At 61.3% G+C, this 15,394-nt stretch carries 14 protein-coding genes; 4 read left to right on the top strand and 10 right to left on the bottom strand.

Annotated features, from left to right (window positions below):
* Positions 1-38 precede the first annotated feature (38 nt).
* From BLT00_RS25520 to BLT00_RS25505, 4 genes are all read left to right on the top strand, one after another.
* Positions 39-380: a hypothetical protein gene (locus tag BLT00_RS25520; protein ID WP_092142886.1), complete on the top strand. Its 342-nt coding sequence runs from the start codon at positions 39-41 to the stop codon at positions 378-380.
* 47 nt (positions 381-427) lie between these two features.
* Positions 428-1,576 carry a PQQ-dependent sugar dehydrogenase gene (locus BLT00_RS25515; RefSeq protein WP_092142889.1) on the top strand — a complete coding sequence of 383 codons (1,149 nt, stop codon included), beginning with the start codon at positions 428-430 and terminating at the stop codon, positions 1,574-1,576.
* 342 nt (positions 1,577-1,918) lie between these two features.
* On the top strand, positions 1,919-2,926 hold the full coding sequence (gene ilvA, locus BLT00_RS25510) for a threonine ammonia-lyase, biosynthetic (protein WP_092142893.1): 1,008 nt from the start codon (positions 1,919-1,921) through the stop codon (positions 2,924-2,926).
* 385 nt (positions 2,927-3,311) lie between these two features.
* Positions 3,312-3,593 (top strand): DUF1652 domain-containing protein, encoded by a 282-nt coding sequence (locus BLT00_RS25505; protein ID WP_063320921.1) that lies wholly within the window; start codon positions 3,312-3,314, stop codon positions 3,591-3,593.
* Between the two features lie 98 nt (positions 3,594-3,691).
* On the opposite strand, the gene BLT00_RS25500 is transcribed toward BLT00_RS25505, so the two are convergent.
* From BLT00_RS25500 to BLT00_RS25450, 10 genes are all read right to left on the bottom strand, one after another.
* Complete coding sequence (locus tag BLT00_RS25500) at positions 3,692-4,630, bottom strand: carbohydrate kinase family protein (protein WP_092142896.1); 939 nt, start codon at positions 4,628-4,630, stop codon at positions 3,692-3,694.
* Between the two features lie 12 nt (positions 4,631-4,642).
* Entirely contained in the window at positions 4,643-6,130 is a 1,488-nt protein-coding gene (xylB, locus tag BLT00_RS25495) for a xylulokinase (protein WP_092142899.1), read from the bottom strand.
* A 206-nt stretch (positions 6,131-6,336) separates the two neighbouring features.
* Positions 6,337-7,818 carry a mannitol dehydrogenase family protein gene (locus BLT00_RS25490; RefSeq protein ID WP_092142902.1) on the bottom strand — a complete coding sequence of 494 codons (1,482 nt, stop codon included), beginning with the start codon at positions 7,816-7,818 and terminating at the stop codon, positions 6,337-6,339.
* A 15-nt stretch (positions 7,819-7,833) separates the two neighbouring features.
* On the bottom strand, positions 7,834-8,937 hold the full coding sequence (locus tag BLT00_RS25485) for an ABC transporter ATP-binding protein (protein WP_014338172.1): 1,104 nt from the start codon (positions 8,935-8,937) through the stop codon (positions 7,834-7,836).
* 39 nt (positions 8,938-8,976) lie between these two features.
* Positions 8,977-9,807 (bottom strand): carbohydrate ABC transporter permease, encoded by an 831-nt coding sequence (locus BLT00_RS25480; RefSeq protein ID WP_003202324.1) that lies wholly within the window; start codon positions 9,805-9,807, stop codon positions 8,977-8,979.
* A 10-nt stretch (positions 9,808-9,817) separates the two neighbouring features.
* Positions 9,818-10,753, bottom strand: a complete 936-nt coding sequence (locus BLT00_RS25475; RefSeq protein ID WP_053184628.1) for a carbohydrate ABC transporter permease — start codon at positions 10,751-10,753, stop codon at positions 9,818-9,820.
* Between the two features lie 160 nt (positions 10,754-10,913).
* Positions 10,914-12,224 carry an ABC transporter substrate-binding protein gene (locus tag BLT00_RS25470; protein ID WP_072346777.1) on the bottom strand — a complete coding sequence of 437 codons (1,311 nt, stop codon included), beginning with the start codon at positions 12,222-12,224 and terminating at the stop codon, positions 10,914-10,916.
* Between the two features lie 338 nt (positions 12,225-12,562).
* The gene (locus BLT00_RS25460) at positions 12,563-13,468 is read right to left on the bottom strand and encodes an AraC family transcriptional regulator (RefSeq protein WP_072346779.1); all 906 of its coding nucleotides are present in this window, start codon (positions 13,466-13,468) and stop codon (positions 12,563-12,565) included.
* A 70-nt stretch (positions 13,469-13,538) separates the two neighbouring features.
* A complete protein-coding gene (locus BLT00_RS25455) occupies positions 13,539-14,831 on the bottom strand; it encodes a glycosyltransferase (RefSeq protein ID WP_092142908.1) in 1,293 nt (430 codons plus the stop codon).
* Positions 14,832-14,908: 77 nt separating this feature from the next.
* Positions 14,909-15,280 (bottom strand): response regulator, encoded by a 372-nt coding sequence (locus BLT00_RS25450; protein ID WP_072346783.1) that lies wholly within the window; start codon positions 15,278-15,280, stop codon positions 14,909-14,911.
* Between the last annotated feature and the right edge of the window lie 114 nt (positions 15,281-15,394).

Here is a 15,394-nt window from a genome sequence, read left to right as displayed (position 1 = left end):
GCGTGCTTTCGATATGCCTGAACCCCAGAGGTGTCCCAATGAACAGGTTCATGCTCGTCATCATGACGCTATTACTGACTGCCGCTGCTCAGGCCGCCACGCCCAGCGCAGGCGCAACGGTCCTGGCCCAAAACCTGCCGGGCAACAACAATCCCTATAACAGCCCGACGCGCCGGGCCAATCCCAACAGCATGCAGGGCACCCGGCCCAACGTGCCGACGATACATAACAACCCGACAGTACCGGTACCACGGCCACCGACCCTGGAAAACGGCGGCATCGGCAATGGCTACCCGCGTTCCGGCCCGCCGTCGGGTTCGCCGCGACCGACCATCGAGTCTCCTGCGCCACCGCGCAACAGCCAGAATGGCAACCGCTAGGCGCTGGCGCCCGTTGTTCTCTTTCAACACCGCAGAAGGAAATGTGCATGTTGCGTAAAACACTCCTGGCCGCATTCTGCGCCAGCGCTGTCCTGGCCCTTGCCACCCCGGCCAATGCCGCGCCAACCCAGTCATTCAAGAGCGAGGAGGGCACGCTGGAAGTGACCACCGTGGTCAAGGGGCTGGAGCACCCTTGGTCTGTCGCATTCTTGCCTGGCCAGCAGGGCATGCTGGTGACGGAGCGACCGGGTAACCTGCGCGTGGTCAGCGCCGATGGCCAATTGTCCGCCCCCTTGAGTGGCGTGCCTGAAGTGTGGGCCAAGGGCCAGGGCGGTCTGCTGGACGTGGTGCTGTCGCCCGATTTCAAGCAGGATCGTACCGTCTACCTGTCTTATGCCGAGGCGGGCGCAGATGGCAAGGCCGGCACCGCCGTGGGGCGCGGGCAACTGTCCGAAGATCTCAAGAGCCTGAAGAATTTCGACGTGATCTTCCGTCAGCAGCCCAAGTTGTCCACGGGCAACCACTTTGGCTCGCGCCTGGTCTTCGACCGCGACGGTTATCTGTTCATTACCTTGGGGGAAAACAACGAGCGGCCCACCGCCCAGGATCTGGACAAGCTGCAAGGCAAGATCGTGCGCATCTACCCCGACGGTAAGGTGCCCGACGACAACCCCTTCGTCGGCCAGAAAAACGTCCGTCCCGAGATATGGTCCTACGGCATGCGCAACCCCCAGGGGGCGGCCCTGAACCCTTGGAATGGCACGTTGTGGGAGAACGAACACGGGCCCAAGGGCGGTGATGAGATGAACATCATCGAGCGCGGCAAGAACTACGGCTGGCCATTGGCGACCCATGGCATCAACTACTCCGGCGCTCCGATCCCCGAAGCCCAGGGCAAGACCGTCGAGGGTGGCCTTGACCCTCACCACGTCTGGCAGGTCTCACCGGGGCTCAGTGGCATGGCGTTCTACGACCATGGGCGCTTCAAGGCCTGGCAACACAATGTGTTCATCGGCGCCTTGGTGCCAGGGGAACTGATCCGCCTGCAATTGCAAGACGACAAAATCGTCCATGAAGAGCGCCTGTTGGGTGAGCTCAAGGCGCGAATCCGTGATGTTCGCCAGGGCCCGGATGGGTATCTCTATGTGTTGACGGATGAGGACGACGGGGCGTTGTACAAAGTCGGCCTCAAATAGTTGGAGAAAACCGTGGGAACGAGCTTGCTCGCGATTGCTATGGGGCAGCTGGCATTGATGTTGACTGATACTCCGCAATCGCGAGCAAGCTCGCTCCCACAGGGAATGTTGTTCACTTGAGGTCAATGCAGCGAATATCGGCTGGCACTTGATATTGCCCATTGACTTGCCGCCAACGCACCGCTAATTTCCAGGCATGAACTCACTCGTACTGCGCAGCCAGCCAAGCATTATTACCGCCATTCCTTATTTGGCGGGTTAGCTGTCGGCTGCACCCAACCCGCCCTGGAGGCGGGTTTTTTCTTTCTGTCTCCTGGGCTCCGCCTGAACCAGGAGATCGCCATGACCGTTACCCGCACCGAGCAAACCCTGCTCGAGCACTATGTTAAGAAGATTCTCGCCGCGCCGGTCTATGAGCTGGCCGTGCGCACGCCGCTGCAAGCGGCTCCCGCATTGTCCGAGGCCTTGGGTAACCGGATCCTGCTCAAGCGCGAAGACCTGCAACCGACCTTTTCCTTCAAGATCCGCGGTGCCTACAACAAACTCGTGCAACTGACCCCGGAGCAGCGCGCCCGTGGCGTCATCACCGCGTCCGCCGGCAATCATGCCCAGGGTGTCGCGCTGGCGGCACGGGAGTTGGGTATTTCGGCCAGCATCGTCATGCCTGTGACCACTCCACAATTGAAGGTGCTGGGCGTGCGCAACCGAGGCGCCGAAGCGATTCTGCATGGGGAAAGCTTTCCGTTTGCCCTGGCGCACGCGCTGGACCTGGCCGAGCAGAGCGGACGGGAGTTCGTCTCGCCTTTCGATGACCCGGACGTGATTGCCGGGCAGGGCACCGTCGCCATGGAAATCCTGCGCCAGCACCCCGGCCAGCTGGATGCGATTTTTGTCCCGGTCGGTGGCGGTGGGCTGATCGCCGGGATCGCAGCCTACGTCAAGTACCTGCGCCCGGAAGTACGCATCATCGGCGTCGAGTCGCAGCACTCGGCCTGTCTCCAGGCGGCGCTGGCAGCCGGTGAGCGAGTGACCTTGCCTGAGGTGGGAACCTTCGCCGATGGCGTGGCCGTGGCGCAGATCGGCGCCCATGGCCTCGATATCTGCCGTTTCTGTGTCGATGAGGTGATGACCGTGAGCAACGATCAACTGTGCGCCGCGATCAAGGATATCTATGACGATACCCGCTCCATCACTGAGCCGTCGGGCGCACTGGCGGTGGCAGGCATCAAGCAGTACGTGGCCGACACGGGGGCGCGAGGCCAGACGCTGGTGGCGATCGATTCCGGTGCCAATATCAATTTCGACAGCTTGCGCCACGTGGCCGAGCGGGCGGCAGTGGGCGCGTTTTGAGTTTTTTACGCTACGTCACACTTTTTTTGAAGCAGGCGACGGATGCCCACTTGCGTCTTCGTATTAGGGGCTACTCTAAGTTGCGAACAGGATAAAAGCGATTGCAGTTTGCATGGAAAAAGTAGCGTTTCCTTGCATTTTGCACGAGTTCTCCGGCGCGGGACGAAGCTAAGCGCTTGATTCAGATCAATCCGCAAGGTCTTCGATACAGGCATGCTTCTTGCGGGATGATTCAAGAGTTCGCCTGGCGAACTCGTTGACTGAAAACGCTAAAAAGAACGAACGAACGGCACGGTATTCGTAGTCCCAGTCCGCAGGGAAGAAAACGGACGAAAATACCGCCGGCGTGAACATAAGTTGGCCGCCTCAACAGGAGAGAGTCGCCATGTTTCTATCTGCCCTCGAAATGCGAAACATCATTGAAAGCAGCTTGCTGCCCAAGCGCTCGCAATGCACCTTGTCACCTGAGCTCAAGATGACGGTCAAGATTTACGACGATCATGCAACCGATCGCGTGGCATTGCTCAAAACCGACATCGATGCCAATAAACTCACCGGTTGTCGGGCCATCAACGACTTGATCGCGGAACTGCGTACCGAGCTCGACCACAACCCTGCCGCTGGCAATCACTTTCATCAACAACACCAGCGGATGACTGGCCGCTGATAACGGCCTTGTCCTTGTAAGCCTGACGCTCGGGTCCGGTCATGTCCGAACCCGGCGTCCAGTTTTTTTCAGCTGTTTTTTTAGCTGCGATGCGCCATTCAGTTCAATTGGTGCCTGTAGGGCAGGTCTGGCCCGGTTTTGCCGCAAGTCAGGGCGGCGGCGCGAATGGCGAATTCAAGCATTGCGCTGATCTGTTCCCGGGTCAGGGTATGCAACCCCTCAATCGAATCCAATTGTTGTTCAGTCAACCACGCAATCAGCGCGGCCTGGAAGGTGTCGCCTGCACCCACGGTGTCGGCGATCTTCACCGGACAGGACGGCAGCGACCATGAGCCATATTGGCGACTGAAGACCGTAGCGCCCTGGCCGCCACGGGTCAGGAAGACCAATTGGCAGCGGTTCCCCAGCCAACCTTCGATGATCGCCTCGGGCTTCTTGCCGGGGTAGAGCAGGTCCAGGTCTTCGTCACTGACCTTGATCAGGTCGGCATATTGCACCAGCGTTGCAATCCGTGAGCGCCACAGCTCGATATCCGGCTGCGGGTTGAGTCGCACATTCGGGTCGAGGCTGATCAGGCGGCGGCCGCTTTCGCGTTGCATCAGGGCCAGGAGCGTATCGGCGATGGGCTGGACCACCAGCGAGAACGAGCCGAAATGCAAGCCGCGCACCTCGGGGCCCAGGTCCGGTAGATGCGCCAGGCTCAATTGTCGGTCCGCACAGCCTTCGCCGCGAAAACTGTAGTGGGGCGAACCGTTGGCGCCTACGGCAACCATTGCCAGGGTGGTCGGTGCGTCGAAGTCCACCAGGTATTGGGCGCTGACACCTTCATTGAGCAGCACCTGGTGCAAGCGTCGACCCAGGTAGTCGGTGGACAGCCCGGTAAACAGCGCCGATTCAATACCCAGGCGACGCAGCCCCACGGCCACGTTAAACGGTGAACCACCGGCAATGGCCTTGTAGCTCACGTGCGAGGCCGGACCATCCGCCTCGGTCTCACTGAAAAAATCAAACAGCGCTTCACCACACACCAAATACATAGTTTCCCGCTCTCAAAGGGTTGCGACGTGTTGTCGATAACGTTCATAGGCCTGTTGCGACGCCGCGACATGCGCGGCGATTGGCCGGGTTTCGCTGCTCGGGTCGAGCTTGACGCAGCGCTCGCACAGCTCGGACAAGCCCGTCTGTGAACCGGAGTGGCACCATGCCGCTTGGATCGCCGCCCCCAATGCAGCGGCTTCGCTCTGTTCGGTGCAAATGACCGTGGTGTCCATGGTGTCGGCGACGATCTGCCGCCACTGCGCGCTCTTCGAACCTCCGCCGATCAGGCGAATGCTCTGGGCCTGGAGTCCGTTGGCTCGCAGCAGGTCCAAGCCATAGCGCAAACCGAAGGTCGTGCCTTCGACCACGGCGCGACACAGGTTGGCCCGGGTCAGGTTGGTGGTGGTCAGGCCCAGCAGGCTGCCGGTGGCATGGGGCAGGGCAGGCACCCGCTCGCCGTTGAGGAACGGCAGCATGCAGACCCCCTCGGCGCCAATCGGGGCCTTGGCCACCAGGGCGTTGAAGGCGTCGATGTCCAGGTCCAGCAGTTCGCGTATCGCGCCAGTGGCGTTGGTCAGGTTCATGGTGCAGATCAGCGGCAGCCAGCCACCGCTGGAGGAACAGAACGTCGCCACGGACGGCTGTGAACTGACCGCAGGTTCGGCGGCATAGGCGTACACCGTACCGGAGGACCCGAGGCTCATGGTGATCACACCGGGCTGGATGTTCCCGGTGCCGATGGCGCCCATCATATTGTCGCCGCCGCCACTGGCCACCACCGCCTCGGGGTTGATGCCCAGGTGCGCGGCAATGGCCGGCAGGATGCGTCCGACGGGCTGATGGGCCTCGATCAGTTCCGGCAGCGCCGCTTGCAAGCGTGCGCTGGGGTCGATGTGTTGTAACAGTTGCACGTCCCATTGGCGGGTGCGTACGTTGAAATAGCCGGTCCCCGAAGCATCGCCGTATTCGCTGCAATGGCGGCCGGTGAGCCAGTAGTTGAGGAAGTCGTGGGGCAGCAGGACGCTGGCGATGCGTTCGAATACCTGGGGATGCTGCTCCCGCGTCCAGAGCAGTTTGGAAACCGTGTAGCCCGGCGCGATCACCACGCCGAGGCGTTCGAGGCTGCCGTCTTCACCGCCCAGGTGCGCCAGGAGCCGATCATTTTCCGGAGTTGTCTCGGTGTCGCACCACAGCTTGGCCGGGCGCAAGACCTGGCCCTGGTCATCAAGCAGCACCAGACCGTGTTGCTGGCCGGAGACGCCGATGCCGAGGATCGCCTGGCCATCGACGCCGGCGGCAGCCAAGGCTTGGTGAGTTGCCTGGGTGAATGCATCGAGCCATTGCTGGGTGTCTTGTTCACGACGACCGTTGGCCCCGCTGATCATGCTGTGGGCAGCGGCGCCCTGGCCGAGTACCTGGCCGCTGATCGCATCCAGGATCAGCGCCTTGGTGCCTTGGGTGCCGCAGTCGATGCCCAGGAACAGTTGTTGGTTTGCCATGGAAATCCTTGGTCGTCAGATCAATACCCGCAGGAAATAGCCGCTCGGTCAGCCAACACCTACCTGTGGCGAGGGAGCTTGCTCCCGCTGGGCTGCGAAGCAGCCCTAAAACCTGCCACTCGGTCTGTCAGGTTCTCCGTGTCGGCTGTCTTGGGGCCGCTGCGCAGCCCAGCGGGAGCAAGCTCCCTCGCCACAAAAGCGGACCGTTAGTCCGCGTCAGCCAGCACGCGCTCAAGCGTTCGCGTGACGCCATGCTCGCGCAAGCTGTTGCAGCACCATTCGAATGCTGCCACGAACTCCGGCGAGCGGGGAATGGCGGTGCCAAAGATTTCTTCCACCTCCAGCATCCGCTGGGTCACCAGCGCATCGTCGGCCACCAATGCCTGGCAAAACGCTGCCCGTGGGTCCGGGATTGAATACGTCACGCCGTTCTCGTCCACGCCCTTCAGGTACACGGCCCAGGCGGCCACCACCAGCGCCGCGCGGCGGGTTTCGCCACCGTCGGCGATCAAGCGGTTGATGGTCGGCACAGTGAATTTTGGAAACTTCGACGAGCCGTCCGAACAGACCCGTTCCAACTGGTCGGCAATCGCCTGATTGGAAAAGCGCTCCACCAGGGTGTTCTTGTAGTCGGTCAGGTCGATGCCTGGCACTGGCGCCAGTTGCGGCGTCACGTCCAGGTCCATGTAGGCGCGCATGTAACGCACGAACAGCGGGTCGTTCATGGTCTCGTGGACGAAGCGATAACCCTTGAGAAAGCCCAGGTAGGTCAACGCCAGGTGGCTGCCGTTGAGCAGCTTGATCTTCATCTCTTCATAGGGTGTGACGTCATCGGTGAACTGCACGCCGACCTTTTCCCAGGCCGGGCGACCGTTGACGAACTTGTCTTCCAGGACCCATTGCACGAACGGTTCGCAGACCACCGGCCAAGCGTCGTCGATGCCATGTTCGTCATGCAGTTGCAGGCGATGGGCCACGCTGGTCATGGGCGTGATGCGATCGACCATGGCATTGGGGAAACTGACATTGCGGTCGATCCACTGCCCCAGCTCCGCGTCGCGCAGCGCGGCGAAGGCCAGCAACGCCTTGCGGGTCACGGCGCCGTTGTGGGGCAGGTTATCGCAAGACATCAACGTGAACGCCGGGATGCCCGCCGCGCGACGCTTGGCCAGGGCGGCGCAGAGGAAACCGAAGACGGTTTTCGGAGCGTCAGGATGGGCCAGGTCGTGCTGGATCTGCGGCAAGTGGGCCATGAACTCGCCGTTGCTGTCGTCGATGCAATAGCCGCCTTCGGTGATGGTCAGCGAGACGATGCGGATCTGCGGATCGGCCAGTTTGTCGATCAGCGCCTGGGCGCCATCTCCAGCCAGCAACATGTCATTGATCGCGCCAATCACCCGGACTTCGGTGTCATCGGTGTCGCCCAGTTCGTACAGGGTGAACAGGTAGTCCTGGCTGGCCAGGTCATCCCGGGCACGGCGATCCTCGGCCCGCAGGCCCACGCCGCAGATGGCCCAGTCCAGGTCGGTGCCGGTATTCATCAGCGCATCGGTGTAGTAGGCCTGGTGCGCCCGGTGGAAACCGCCGACACCGATGTGGGCGATGCCCTGGCGGACATCGCCCACAGGGTAGGCGGGCAGGGCGACGCCAGGGTTGAGGTTGTGCAGGTTTTGTCGGTTGAGTTTCATCGCAGGTCTCGGTAATCAGGCGGCGGCGCGCAGCGCGCGGGTCACCGCAACGCCCTCGGCGTCGAATAAGTGGCAGTGTTCAGCGTCCAGGTGCAGGCTCAGTTGCTCGCCGAAACGGCTCGCCAGGTCGCCGCGAACGCGCATGGTCAAGGCTTCGCCGGAGGCCGTGACGACGTGACAGAAGGTGTCGCTGCCCAGCCGCTCGCTGACGTCGGCGGTGACTTGCAACGTGCAGTCGCCCGGTTGCGCCAGGTTCAGGTGTTCCGGGCGAATTCCCAGGGTCACCGCGCCGCCGACGCTCAGGTTGGCACCGCTCAACGGCAGGCTGATACGCGTACCGGCGTCCAGCAGCACTTCACAGCCCTGGCTGTCGAGGCCGGTGACCTTGCCTTTGAGGAAGCCCATTTTCGGCGTGCCGAGGAACCCGGCGACAAACAGGTTGGCCGGCTGGTGATACAGCTCCAGCGGCGAGCCGACCTGTTCGATACGCCCGCCATTGAGCACCACCACCTTGTCGGCCAGGGTCATGGCTTCGACCTGGTCGTGGGTCACGTAGATCATGGTCGCCTGCAACTCTTTGTGCAGGCGTGCCAGTTCCAGGCGCATCTGCACCCGCAGGGCGGCGTCGAGGTTGGACAGCGGTTCGTCGAACAGGAAGATTTTCGGGTTACGCACGATGGCCCGGCCAATCGCTACACGCTGGCGCTGGCCGCCGGACAGTTGCTTGGGCTTGCGCTCGAGCATCGGCCCCAGTTCGAGGATGCGCGCCGCTTCGTTGACCTTCTTCTCGACCTCGGCCTTGGGCACGCCGGCCAGGTCCAGGGCGAAGGACATGTTCTTGCGCACGCTCATGTGCGGGTACAAGGCGTAGGTCTGGAACACCATCGCCAGGTCGCGCTTGGCCGGGCTGACTTCGGTGATGTCCCGGCCATCCAGTTCGATGGTGCCGTCGCTGACCTCTTCCAGGCCGGCGATCAGCCGAAGCAGCGTGGATTTGCCACAGCCCGACGGGCCGACGAAGACCACGAACTCGCGGTCGTTCACCTCAAGGTCGATGCCCTTGATGATGGAGAAACCTTCGAAACCCTTTTGCAGATTCTTGATTTTCAGGTTGGCCATGATGATGGGCCTCCACTTCTGATTATTGTGTAGGGCGCGTTATTTCACCGCGCCGAAGGACAAACCGCGCACCAGCTGTTTCTGGCTGATCCAGCCGAAAATCAGGATCGGCGCGCAGGCCAGGGTCGAGACGGCCGACAATTTGGCCCAGAACAAACCTTCCGGGCTGGAATAGGAGGCAATCAACGCCGTCAGTGGCGCGGCTTTGGAGGAGGTGAGGTTCAGCGACCAGAAGGCCTCGTTCCAGCACAGGATCAGCGACAGCAGCACGGTGGAGGCCAGGCCACCCTTGGCGATTGGCAGCAGCACGCGAACCATCTCCTGCCATAGCGTGGCGCCATCCAGGCGTGCGGCCTCGAGGATGTCGCGGGGAATGTCCTTGAAGTAGGTGTAAATCATCCAGACCACGATGGGCAGGTTGATCAACGTGTAGATGACGATCAACGCGAGACGCGTGTCCAGCAGGCCAAATTGCTTGGCCAGCAGGTAGATCGGCATCAGCACGCCCACTGGCGGCAGCATCTTGGTGGAGAGCATCCACAGCAACGTGCCTTTGGTGCGCTGGGTTTCATAGAACGCCATGGAGTAGGCCGCCGGCACTGCAATCAGCAGACACAGGGCGGTGGCGCTGAAGGAAATCACCACCGAGTTCCAGGCGAAGCTGAAGTAGTTGCTGCGCTCATTGATGTGCAGGTAGTTCTCCAGCGTCGGCGTGAAGATGAACTGCGGCGGCGTGGCGAACGCGTCGATTTCGGTCTTGAAGCTGGTCAGCACCATCCAGAAGATCGGGAAAAAGATCAGGATCGCGATGGCCCAGGCCAGCGTGCCCAGCAGCAGGCTTTGCAGGCGACGGGATTGTTGAAGAGTCATGGCGACGGCCTCAGTGCTTGTCGGTGAGGTTTTTGCCGATCATCCGGACCAGGATGATGGCGGCGATGTTGGCAATGACCACGGCAATCAGGCCACCGGCCGAAGCCATGCCGACGTCGAACTGCACCAGCGCCTGGTTGTAGATCAGGTAGGCCAGGTTGGTGGAGGCGTAGCCGGGGCCACCGTTGGTGGTGGTAAAGATCTCGGCGAACACCGACAGCAGGAAAATCGTCTCGATCATCAGTACCACGGCAATCGGGCGAGCCAGGTGCGGCAGGGTCAGGTGCCAGAAAATCGCGATCGGGCCGGCACCGTCCAGGCGCGCGGCTTCTTTCTGTTCCTGGTCCAGCGACTGCATGGCGGTCATCAGGATCAGGATCGCGAAGGGCAGCCATTGCCAGCTCACGATGATGATGATCGACAGCAGCGGGTAATGGGCTAGCCAGTCCACTGGCTGGGCGCCGAACAGTTTCCACACCGAGGCGAGGATGCCCGAGACCGGGTGGAAGATCAGGTTCTTCCAGATCAGCGCGCCGACGGTGGGCATGATGAAGAACGGCGAGATCAGCAGCACACGGACGATGCCGCGACCAAAAAACTCACTGGCCTCCAGCAGCGCGCTGATCAACACCCCCAGCACGATACTGATCAGCAGCACGCTGCCCACCAGCAACAAGGTGTTGGTGGCACCGGGCATGAAACCCGAGTCGGTCAGGAAGTAGGTGAAGTTCTCCAGCCCGACGAATTCGTTTTCGCCGGGGTAGAGCAGGTTGTAGCGGATCATCGAGAAGTAGACGGTCATGCCCAGCGGCACGATCATCCACAGCAGCAACAAGGCCACCGAAGGGCTGACCAGGAACCAACCGGGGTTCGCCAGGCGGATCTTGCGTGCCGGCGGCGGGGCAATCTCGATGGGGGCTTTGGCAGTTGTCGTTGAGCTATTCATGAACGTTTACTCTTCTGCGACGCATTCCCTGTGGCGAGGGAGCTTGCTCCCGCTGGACCGCGCAGCGGGCCTATTTCGACTGGCAATCCGTGGATTGCCAGGGCGGGCTTCGCCCGCAGCGGGAGCAAGCTCCCTCGCCACAATTGGAGAAATGCAGACCTTATTTTGGATACCCGGCGCGTTTCATCTCGCGTTCGGTGGTGGACTGCGCGGCGGTCAACGCCTGATCCACGGTCTGCTGGCCGGTCAGCGCACCGGAAAAGAACTTGCCCACTTGGGTGCCAATGGCCTGGAACTCGGGAATGGTCACCAACTGGATGCCGATGTAAGGCACAGGCTTGAGGGTTGGCGCTTTCGGGTCGGCGACTTTCAACGATTCGAGGGTCACCTTGGCAAACGGCGCGGCCTTCATGTACTCGTCGCTGTAGGTCGAGGTGCGGGTGCCTGGAGGTACGTTGGCAATGCCGTCGGTCTTGGCGACCAATTGGCTGTATTCCTTGGACGTCGCCCAAGTGGTAAAGACCGTGGCCGCGTCCTTGGCTTTGGAGCTGGTCGGGATGGCCAGCGACCAGGAGTACATCCACGAGGTGCCCTTGTCGGTTTTTTCGTGGGGGGCGAAGGTGAATCCAACGTGATCGGCCACCTTGCTCTGGGTCTTGTCGGTGACGAACGAACCGGCGACGCTGGCATCGACCCAGATCGCGCATTTGCCGCTGTTGAACAGCGCCAGGTTTTCGTTGAAGCCGTTACTGGACGCACCCGGCGGGCCGGATTTCTTCATGTTGTCGACGTAGAAATTCAGTGCTTCCTTCCACTCGGGCCCATTGAATTGTGGCTGCCACTTCTCATCGAACCAGCGCGCGCCATAACCGTTGGCCAGGGTGGTGATCAGCGCCATGTTCTCGCCCCAACCGGCCTTGCCCCGCAGGCACAGGCCATATTGTTCCTTGCTCTTGTCGGTGAGTTTCTCCGCGAACTCACCGATCTGGCTCCAGGTCGGGTGTTCGGGCATGGTCAGCCCGGCGTTCTTGAACAGGTCCGTGCGGTAATAGGTGATCGAGCTTTCGGCATAGAACGGCAGGGCGTACAGCGAGCCTTTGACCGACAAGCCATCGCGCACGGAAGGGAAAACGTCGTCCAGGTCATAGGAGGCCGGCAGGTCCTTCATCGGCTCCAGCCAGCCCTTGGCGCCCCAGAGTGCAGCTTCGTACATGCCAATGGTCAGCACGTCGAACTGTCCGCCCTGGGTGGCGATGTCGGTGGTCAGGCGCTGGCGAAGCACGTTTTCTTCGAGCACCACCCAGTTGAGCTTGATGTCCGGGTGCTCGGCCTCGAAGGTTTTCGAGAGCTTTTGCATGCGGATCATGTCGCTGTTGTTGACGGTGGCAATGGTGAGGGTCTGTGCGCCGAAACTGACGCTGCTGAGGGTCATGCAGGTGGAGACAAGCAGAGCTTTTACCGAAGGTTTCATCGCGCACTCCTTTTCCGCGCCCGAAGGCGGCAGAAGGACAGTTATTGTTTTTGTGTCTTCCGGATGAAGGGAAGAATGTGCGCTGATTACAGCCCTCAATGGACGGCGTGACAAATCATCCGTCGCACTTTCACTGATACTTTTTTGCACTGGAGGGATTGATGCCTGCCACTTCAGGCGGACAAAGAACCTGTGGCGAGGGAGCTTGCTCCCGCTGGGGCGCGCAGCGGCCCTCAACAATTTCCCTGACAACTCGCTGCGAAAGGCTGATATAGGGGCTGCTTCGCAGCCCAGCGGGAGCAAGCTCCCTCGCCACAGGGGATTGGGTGAGAAAAATGTCAGCCCTGGTTCTGCTCGGTCAACCGCTGCACCGCCAGCCGCCGGTAGTGGGATGGGGTCATGCCCTTGAGCTGCTGGAAACGCCGGTTGAAATTGGAAATGTTGTTGAAACCCGATTCAAAGCACACGTCCGTCACCGGTTTATCACCGTCGGCCAGCAACTCGCAGGATTTGCTGATGCGCAGGCGATTGACGAATTCGATGAAGCAGCGACCGGTGGCCTGTTTGAACACCCGGCTGAAATAGGTGGGTTTCATGCCCAGGTGCTCGGCCACTTCTTCCAGGGACAGTTCCCGGGCGTAATGGGCAAAGATGTAGTCCACCGCGCGGTTGGTGCGGTCGATGCTGTGTTCGTCCGCCGTTTGCGCAGAGGTCGCGCCGGACAGCAGTTGGTAGTCATCCGTGGCGGCCAGCAGCTCCATCAGGATGAAAAAATGCCCCAGGCGGCTCATGCCTTGGGAATCGGCGATGCGCTGCATCAGGGTCATGGCCTGGCGGATGGTGCGCTTGCAGCGGAACTCGATGCCGTACTGGGCACGTTCGAGCAGCGGTGCGACAGTCTTGAGTTCAGCGAACACCTGGTGGCCACTTTCGAACAACTCGTCAGTGAAGTTCACCAGCATGTCGCGCTTGTGCACCACTTCGTCTTCGGCCACCTGGCTGATCCAGTTATGGGGCAGGTTGGGGCCGGTGAGGAACAGCGACTGGGGATAGAAGTTGCCGATGTAATCGCCAATGAACACTTTGCCGGAACTGGCGACGATCAAGTGCAGCTCGTATTCCTTGTGGAAATGCCAGCGCACCAGCGGGCAGGGAAAACCGTGCTGACGGTAGATGATGGACAACCCATTATGGTCGTCCATCAACTCGTAGGAGGGGTCGGTGATTCTGGCTGTACGGGTCATGGGCCTGGCGCTTTTATTGTTATCGCCATTGGATAATGCCCCCTTCGCCAGGTGGCTGCCACTCTGACGTCTAACCGTTGCGGTTTTTTTCTTCGATCCACTGGGACATGTATTGGGTGCTTTTGTGCTGGTGGTGACGCAGCATGCTGCCGGTGAAATTGTCCCGACGTCGTTGTGCCAGGTCCGCCCGGCAAGCGTTGATGCTGTCGATCAGTGCCGGGCCGTGCACCTGTTGCCGGTAGCGATTTTCCAGCAGGGCGAGGCCAGCATCCTGGGCCTGGGTCCAGCGCGCCTGATCGCGATACAACTGCACCGCCGCATTGGCGATGCCTTCGGCGCTCTGGGCAATTGCGCCGGGCCAGGGCATGTCGCCGTGCATGGCTTCGGCCCCCACGGGCGTGGTGACGTTGGGGGTGCCGCAGAGCATGGCATCGATCAGCTTGCCCTTGATGCCGGCGCCGAAACGCAGCGGCGCCAGGCAGATGCGTGCCGCCGACATCACCTGCAAGGCGTCCTCCGCCCAGTTCATGATGTGAAAGCCCTGGGCCGGGTTATGCAGCGCGGCGGCCTTGGGCGGGGTGTAGGCGCCGTACAGGTGCAGCTGCGCGCCGGGTAATTGTTGGCGGATCAGTGGCCAGATGGCGTTTTTCATCCAGAGCACGGCGTCCCAGTTCGGTGCGTGGCGAAAGTTGCCGATGCTCAGGAAATGCGCCCGGTCCTCGAACGGCGCCGACGGCTCGCCGGGCAGGTCCAGCATCAACGGGCACCAGTGCAGCAGGTTGCGGGGCAACCCGAAGTGCTCCACCAACAGTTCGATTTCAACCTCGGACACCATCAGGTTGAGGTCGCAGCGGTACAATGCGGCGATTTCCCGTTTGGCCAGGTCGGTGTCGGCCATCCGCTGGAACTCCTCGTCCAGGGCTGGGGCGAAGAGGTCGCTGAAATCCTCGCCAGCCTCATCCTGCTTCAGGCGGTCTTTCAAGCGCTGGTGCCGAGCGTGGCGCAGGCTCTGCAAGTCTGACGTCTCCAGCACCCGCAGGGCACCGGGGCAGTGCTTCTCGACCCGCCAGCCGAACTGTTCTTCCATCATGAATTGGTCGAACAGCACGATGTCCGGCGCCAGCTCACTGATGAAGGCGTCGAAGCTGCTGCTATTGAGTTCGATCGGTACTTCGCGGATACCCAGCGCGACCAGGTCGGCGCGCTGTTCGCCGGGGCCCGCCGGGCTGCTGAAGGTGATGTCCCAGCCTTGCCCGAGGAAGGTGTCGAGGATCTGCATGACATGCCCGCTGGCAGCCGATGAGCGCGGCTCGGGCCAGACATAGCCGATAACCAGGACCTTGGTGGCGGTGGGGTGATGCATGAGCAGGGGGTTCCTCGAAGCGGATCAGGCGCTGTCGGCGCGCGGGGCGCCGATAGTGACCAAGAATACGATCCGGCTCAAGAAAGAATGCGTTTGACCTTGTCTCGCAACTGATCGATGGAGAAAGGCTTGCCGATCACCGACATGCCTTCTGGCACATCGATGCTTTCGGCATAACCGCTGGCAAACAGCACAGGCAGTTGTGGCCGCACGGCTCGGGCCTGTTTCGCCAATTCGCGCCCGTCCATGACCGGCAGGCCGACGTCGGTCATCATCAGTGCGATGGGTTGCGCGTCGTTTTTTAAAAATGCCAGCGCCTGCTCACAACCATCCGCCTCCAGCACCTGGTATTCCAATTCCTCCAGCACGTCGACGATCAGCATCCGCACAATGTCGTCGTCTTCGACGACCAGGATGGTGGGCGGGGTGGCAGGAGGGGGGGTGGACATAGTTGACATTCTCGAAGGTTGGGGTCGGGAAGGGGCTCGAAGAAATCGGTCTCTTTCATAAGCCTCTTTTATGAGTAAGCTCCGAGGCGGCACAAGTTCCCAAGGTTGTACAAG

Origin of the sequence: Pseudomonas sp. NFACC51 (assembly GCF_900103575.1) — a bacterium.
Lineage (GTDB): Bacteria > Pseudomonadota > Gammaproteobacteria > Pseudomonadales > Pseudomonadaceae > Aquipseudomonas > Aquipseudomonas fluorescens_Q.
This window is presented reverse-complemented; position numbering and strand designations above follow the sequence as displayed.

What these genes read in the sequence shown, in the direction of transcription:
- BLT00_RS25520 (WP_092142886.1), top strand. Translation starts at nt 39, where the DNA reads ATGAACAGGTTCATGCTCGTCATCATGACGCTATTACTGACTGCCGCT.
- BLT00_RS25485 (WP_014338172.1), bottom strand. Translation starts at nt 8,937, where the DNA reads ATGGCCAACCTGAAAATCAAGAATCTGCAAAAGGGTTTCGAAGGTTTC.
- BLT00_RS25515 (WP_092142889.1), top strand. Translation starts at nt 428, where the DNA reads ATGTTGCGTAAAACACTCCTGGCCGCATTCTGCGCCAGCGCTGTCCTG.
- BLT00_RS25475 (WP_053184628.1), bottom strand. Translation starts at nt 10,753, where the DNA reads ATGAATAGCTCAACGACAACTGCCAAAGCCCCCATCGAGATTGCCCCG.
- BLT00_RS25480 (WP_003202324.1), bottom strand. Translation starts at nt 9,807, where the DNA reads ATGACTCTTCAACAATCCCGTCGCCTGCAAAGCCTGCTGCTGGGCACG.
- BLT00_RS25505 (WP_063320921.1), top strand. Translation starts at nt 3,312, where the DNA reads ATGTTTCTATCTGCCCTCGAAATGCGAAACATCATTGAAAGCAGCTTG.
- BLT00_RS25450 (WP_072346783.1), bottom strand. Translation starts at nt 15,280, where the DNA reads ATGTCCACCCCCCCTCCTGCCACCCCGCCCACCATCCTGGTCGTCGAA.
- xylB (WP_092142899.1), bottom strand. Translation starts at nt 6,130, where the DNA reads ATGGCAAACCAACAACTGTTCCTGGGCATCGACTGCGGCACCCAAGGC.
- BLT00_RS25500 (WP_092142896.1), bottom strand. Translation starts at nt 4,630, where the DNA reads ATGTATTTGGTGTGTGGTGAAGCGCTGTTTGATTTTTTCAGTGAGACC.
- BLT00_RS25455 (WP_092142908.1), bottom strand. Translation starts at nt 14,831, where the DNA reads ATGCATCACCCCACCGCCACCAAGGTCCTGGTTATCGGCTATGTCTGG.
- BLT00_RS25470 (WP_072346777.1), bottom strand. Translation starts at nt 12,224, where the DNA reads ATGAAACCTTCGGTAAAAGCTCTGCTTGTCTCCACCTGCATGACCCTC.
- BLT00_RS25490 (WP_092142902.1), bottom strand. Translation starts at nt 7,818, where the DNA reads ATGAAACTCAACCGACAAAACCTGCACAACCTCAACCCTGGCGTCGCC.
- BLT00_RS25460 (WP_072346779.1), bottom strand. Translation starts at nt 13,468, where the DNA reads ATGACCCGTACAGCCAGAATCACCGACCCCTCCTACGAGTTGATGGAC.
- ilvA (WP_092142893.1), top strand. Translation starts at nt 1,919, where the DNA reads ATGACCGTTACCCGCACCGAGCAAACCCTGCTCGAGCACTATGTTAAG.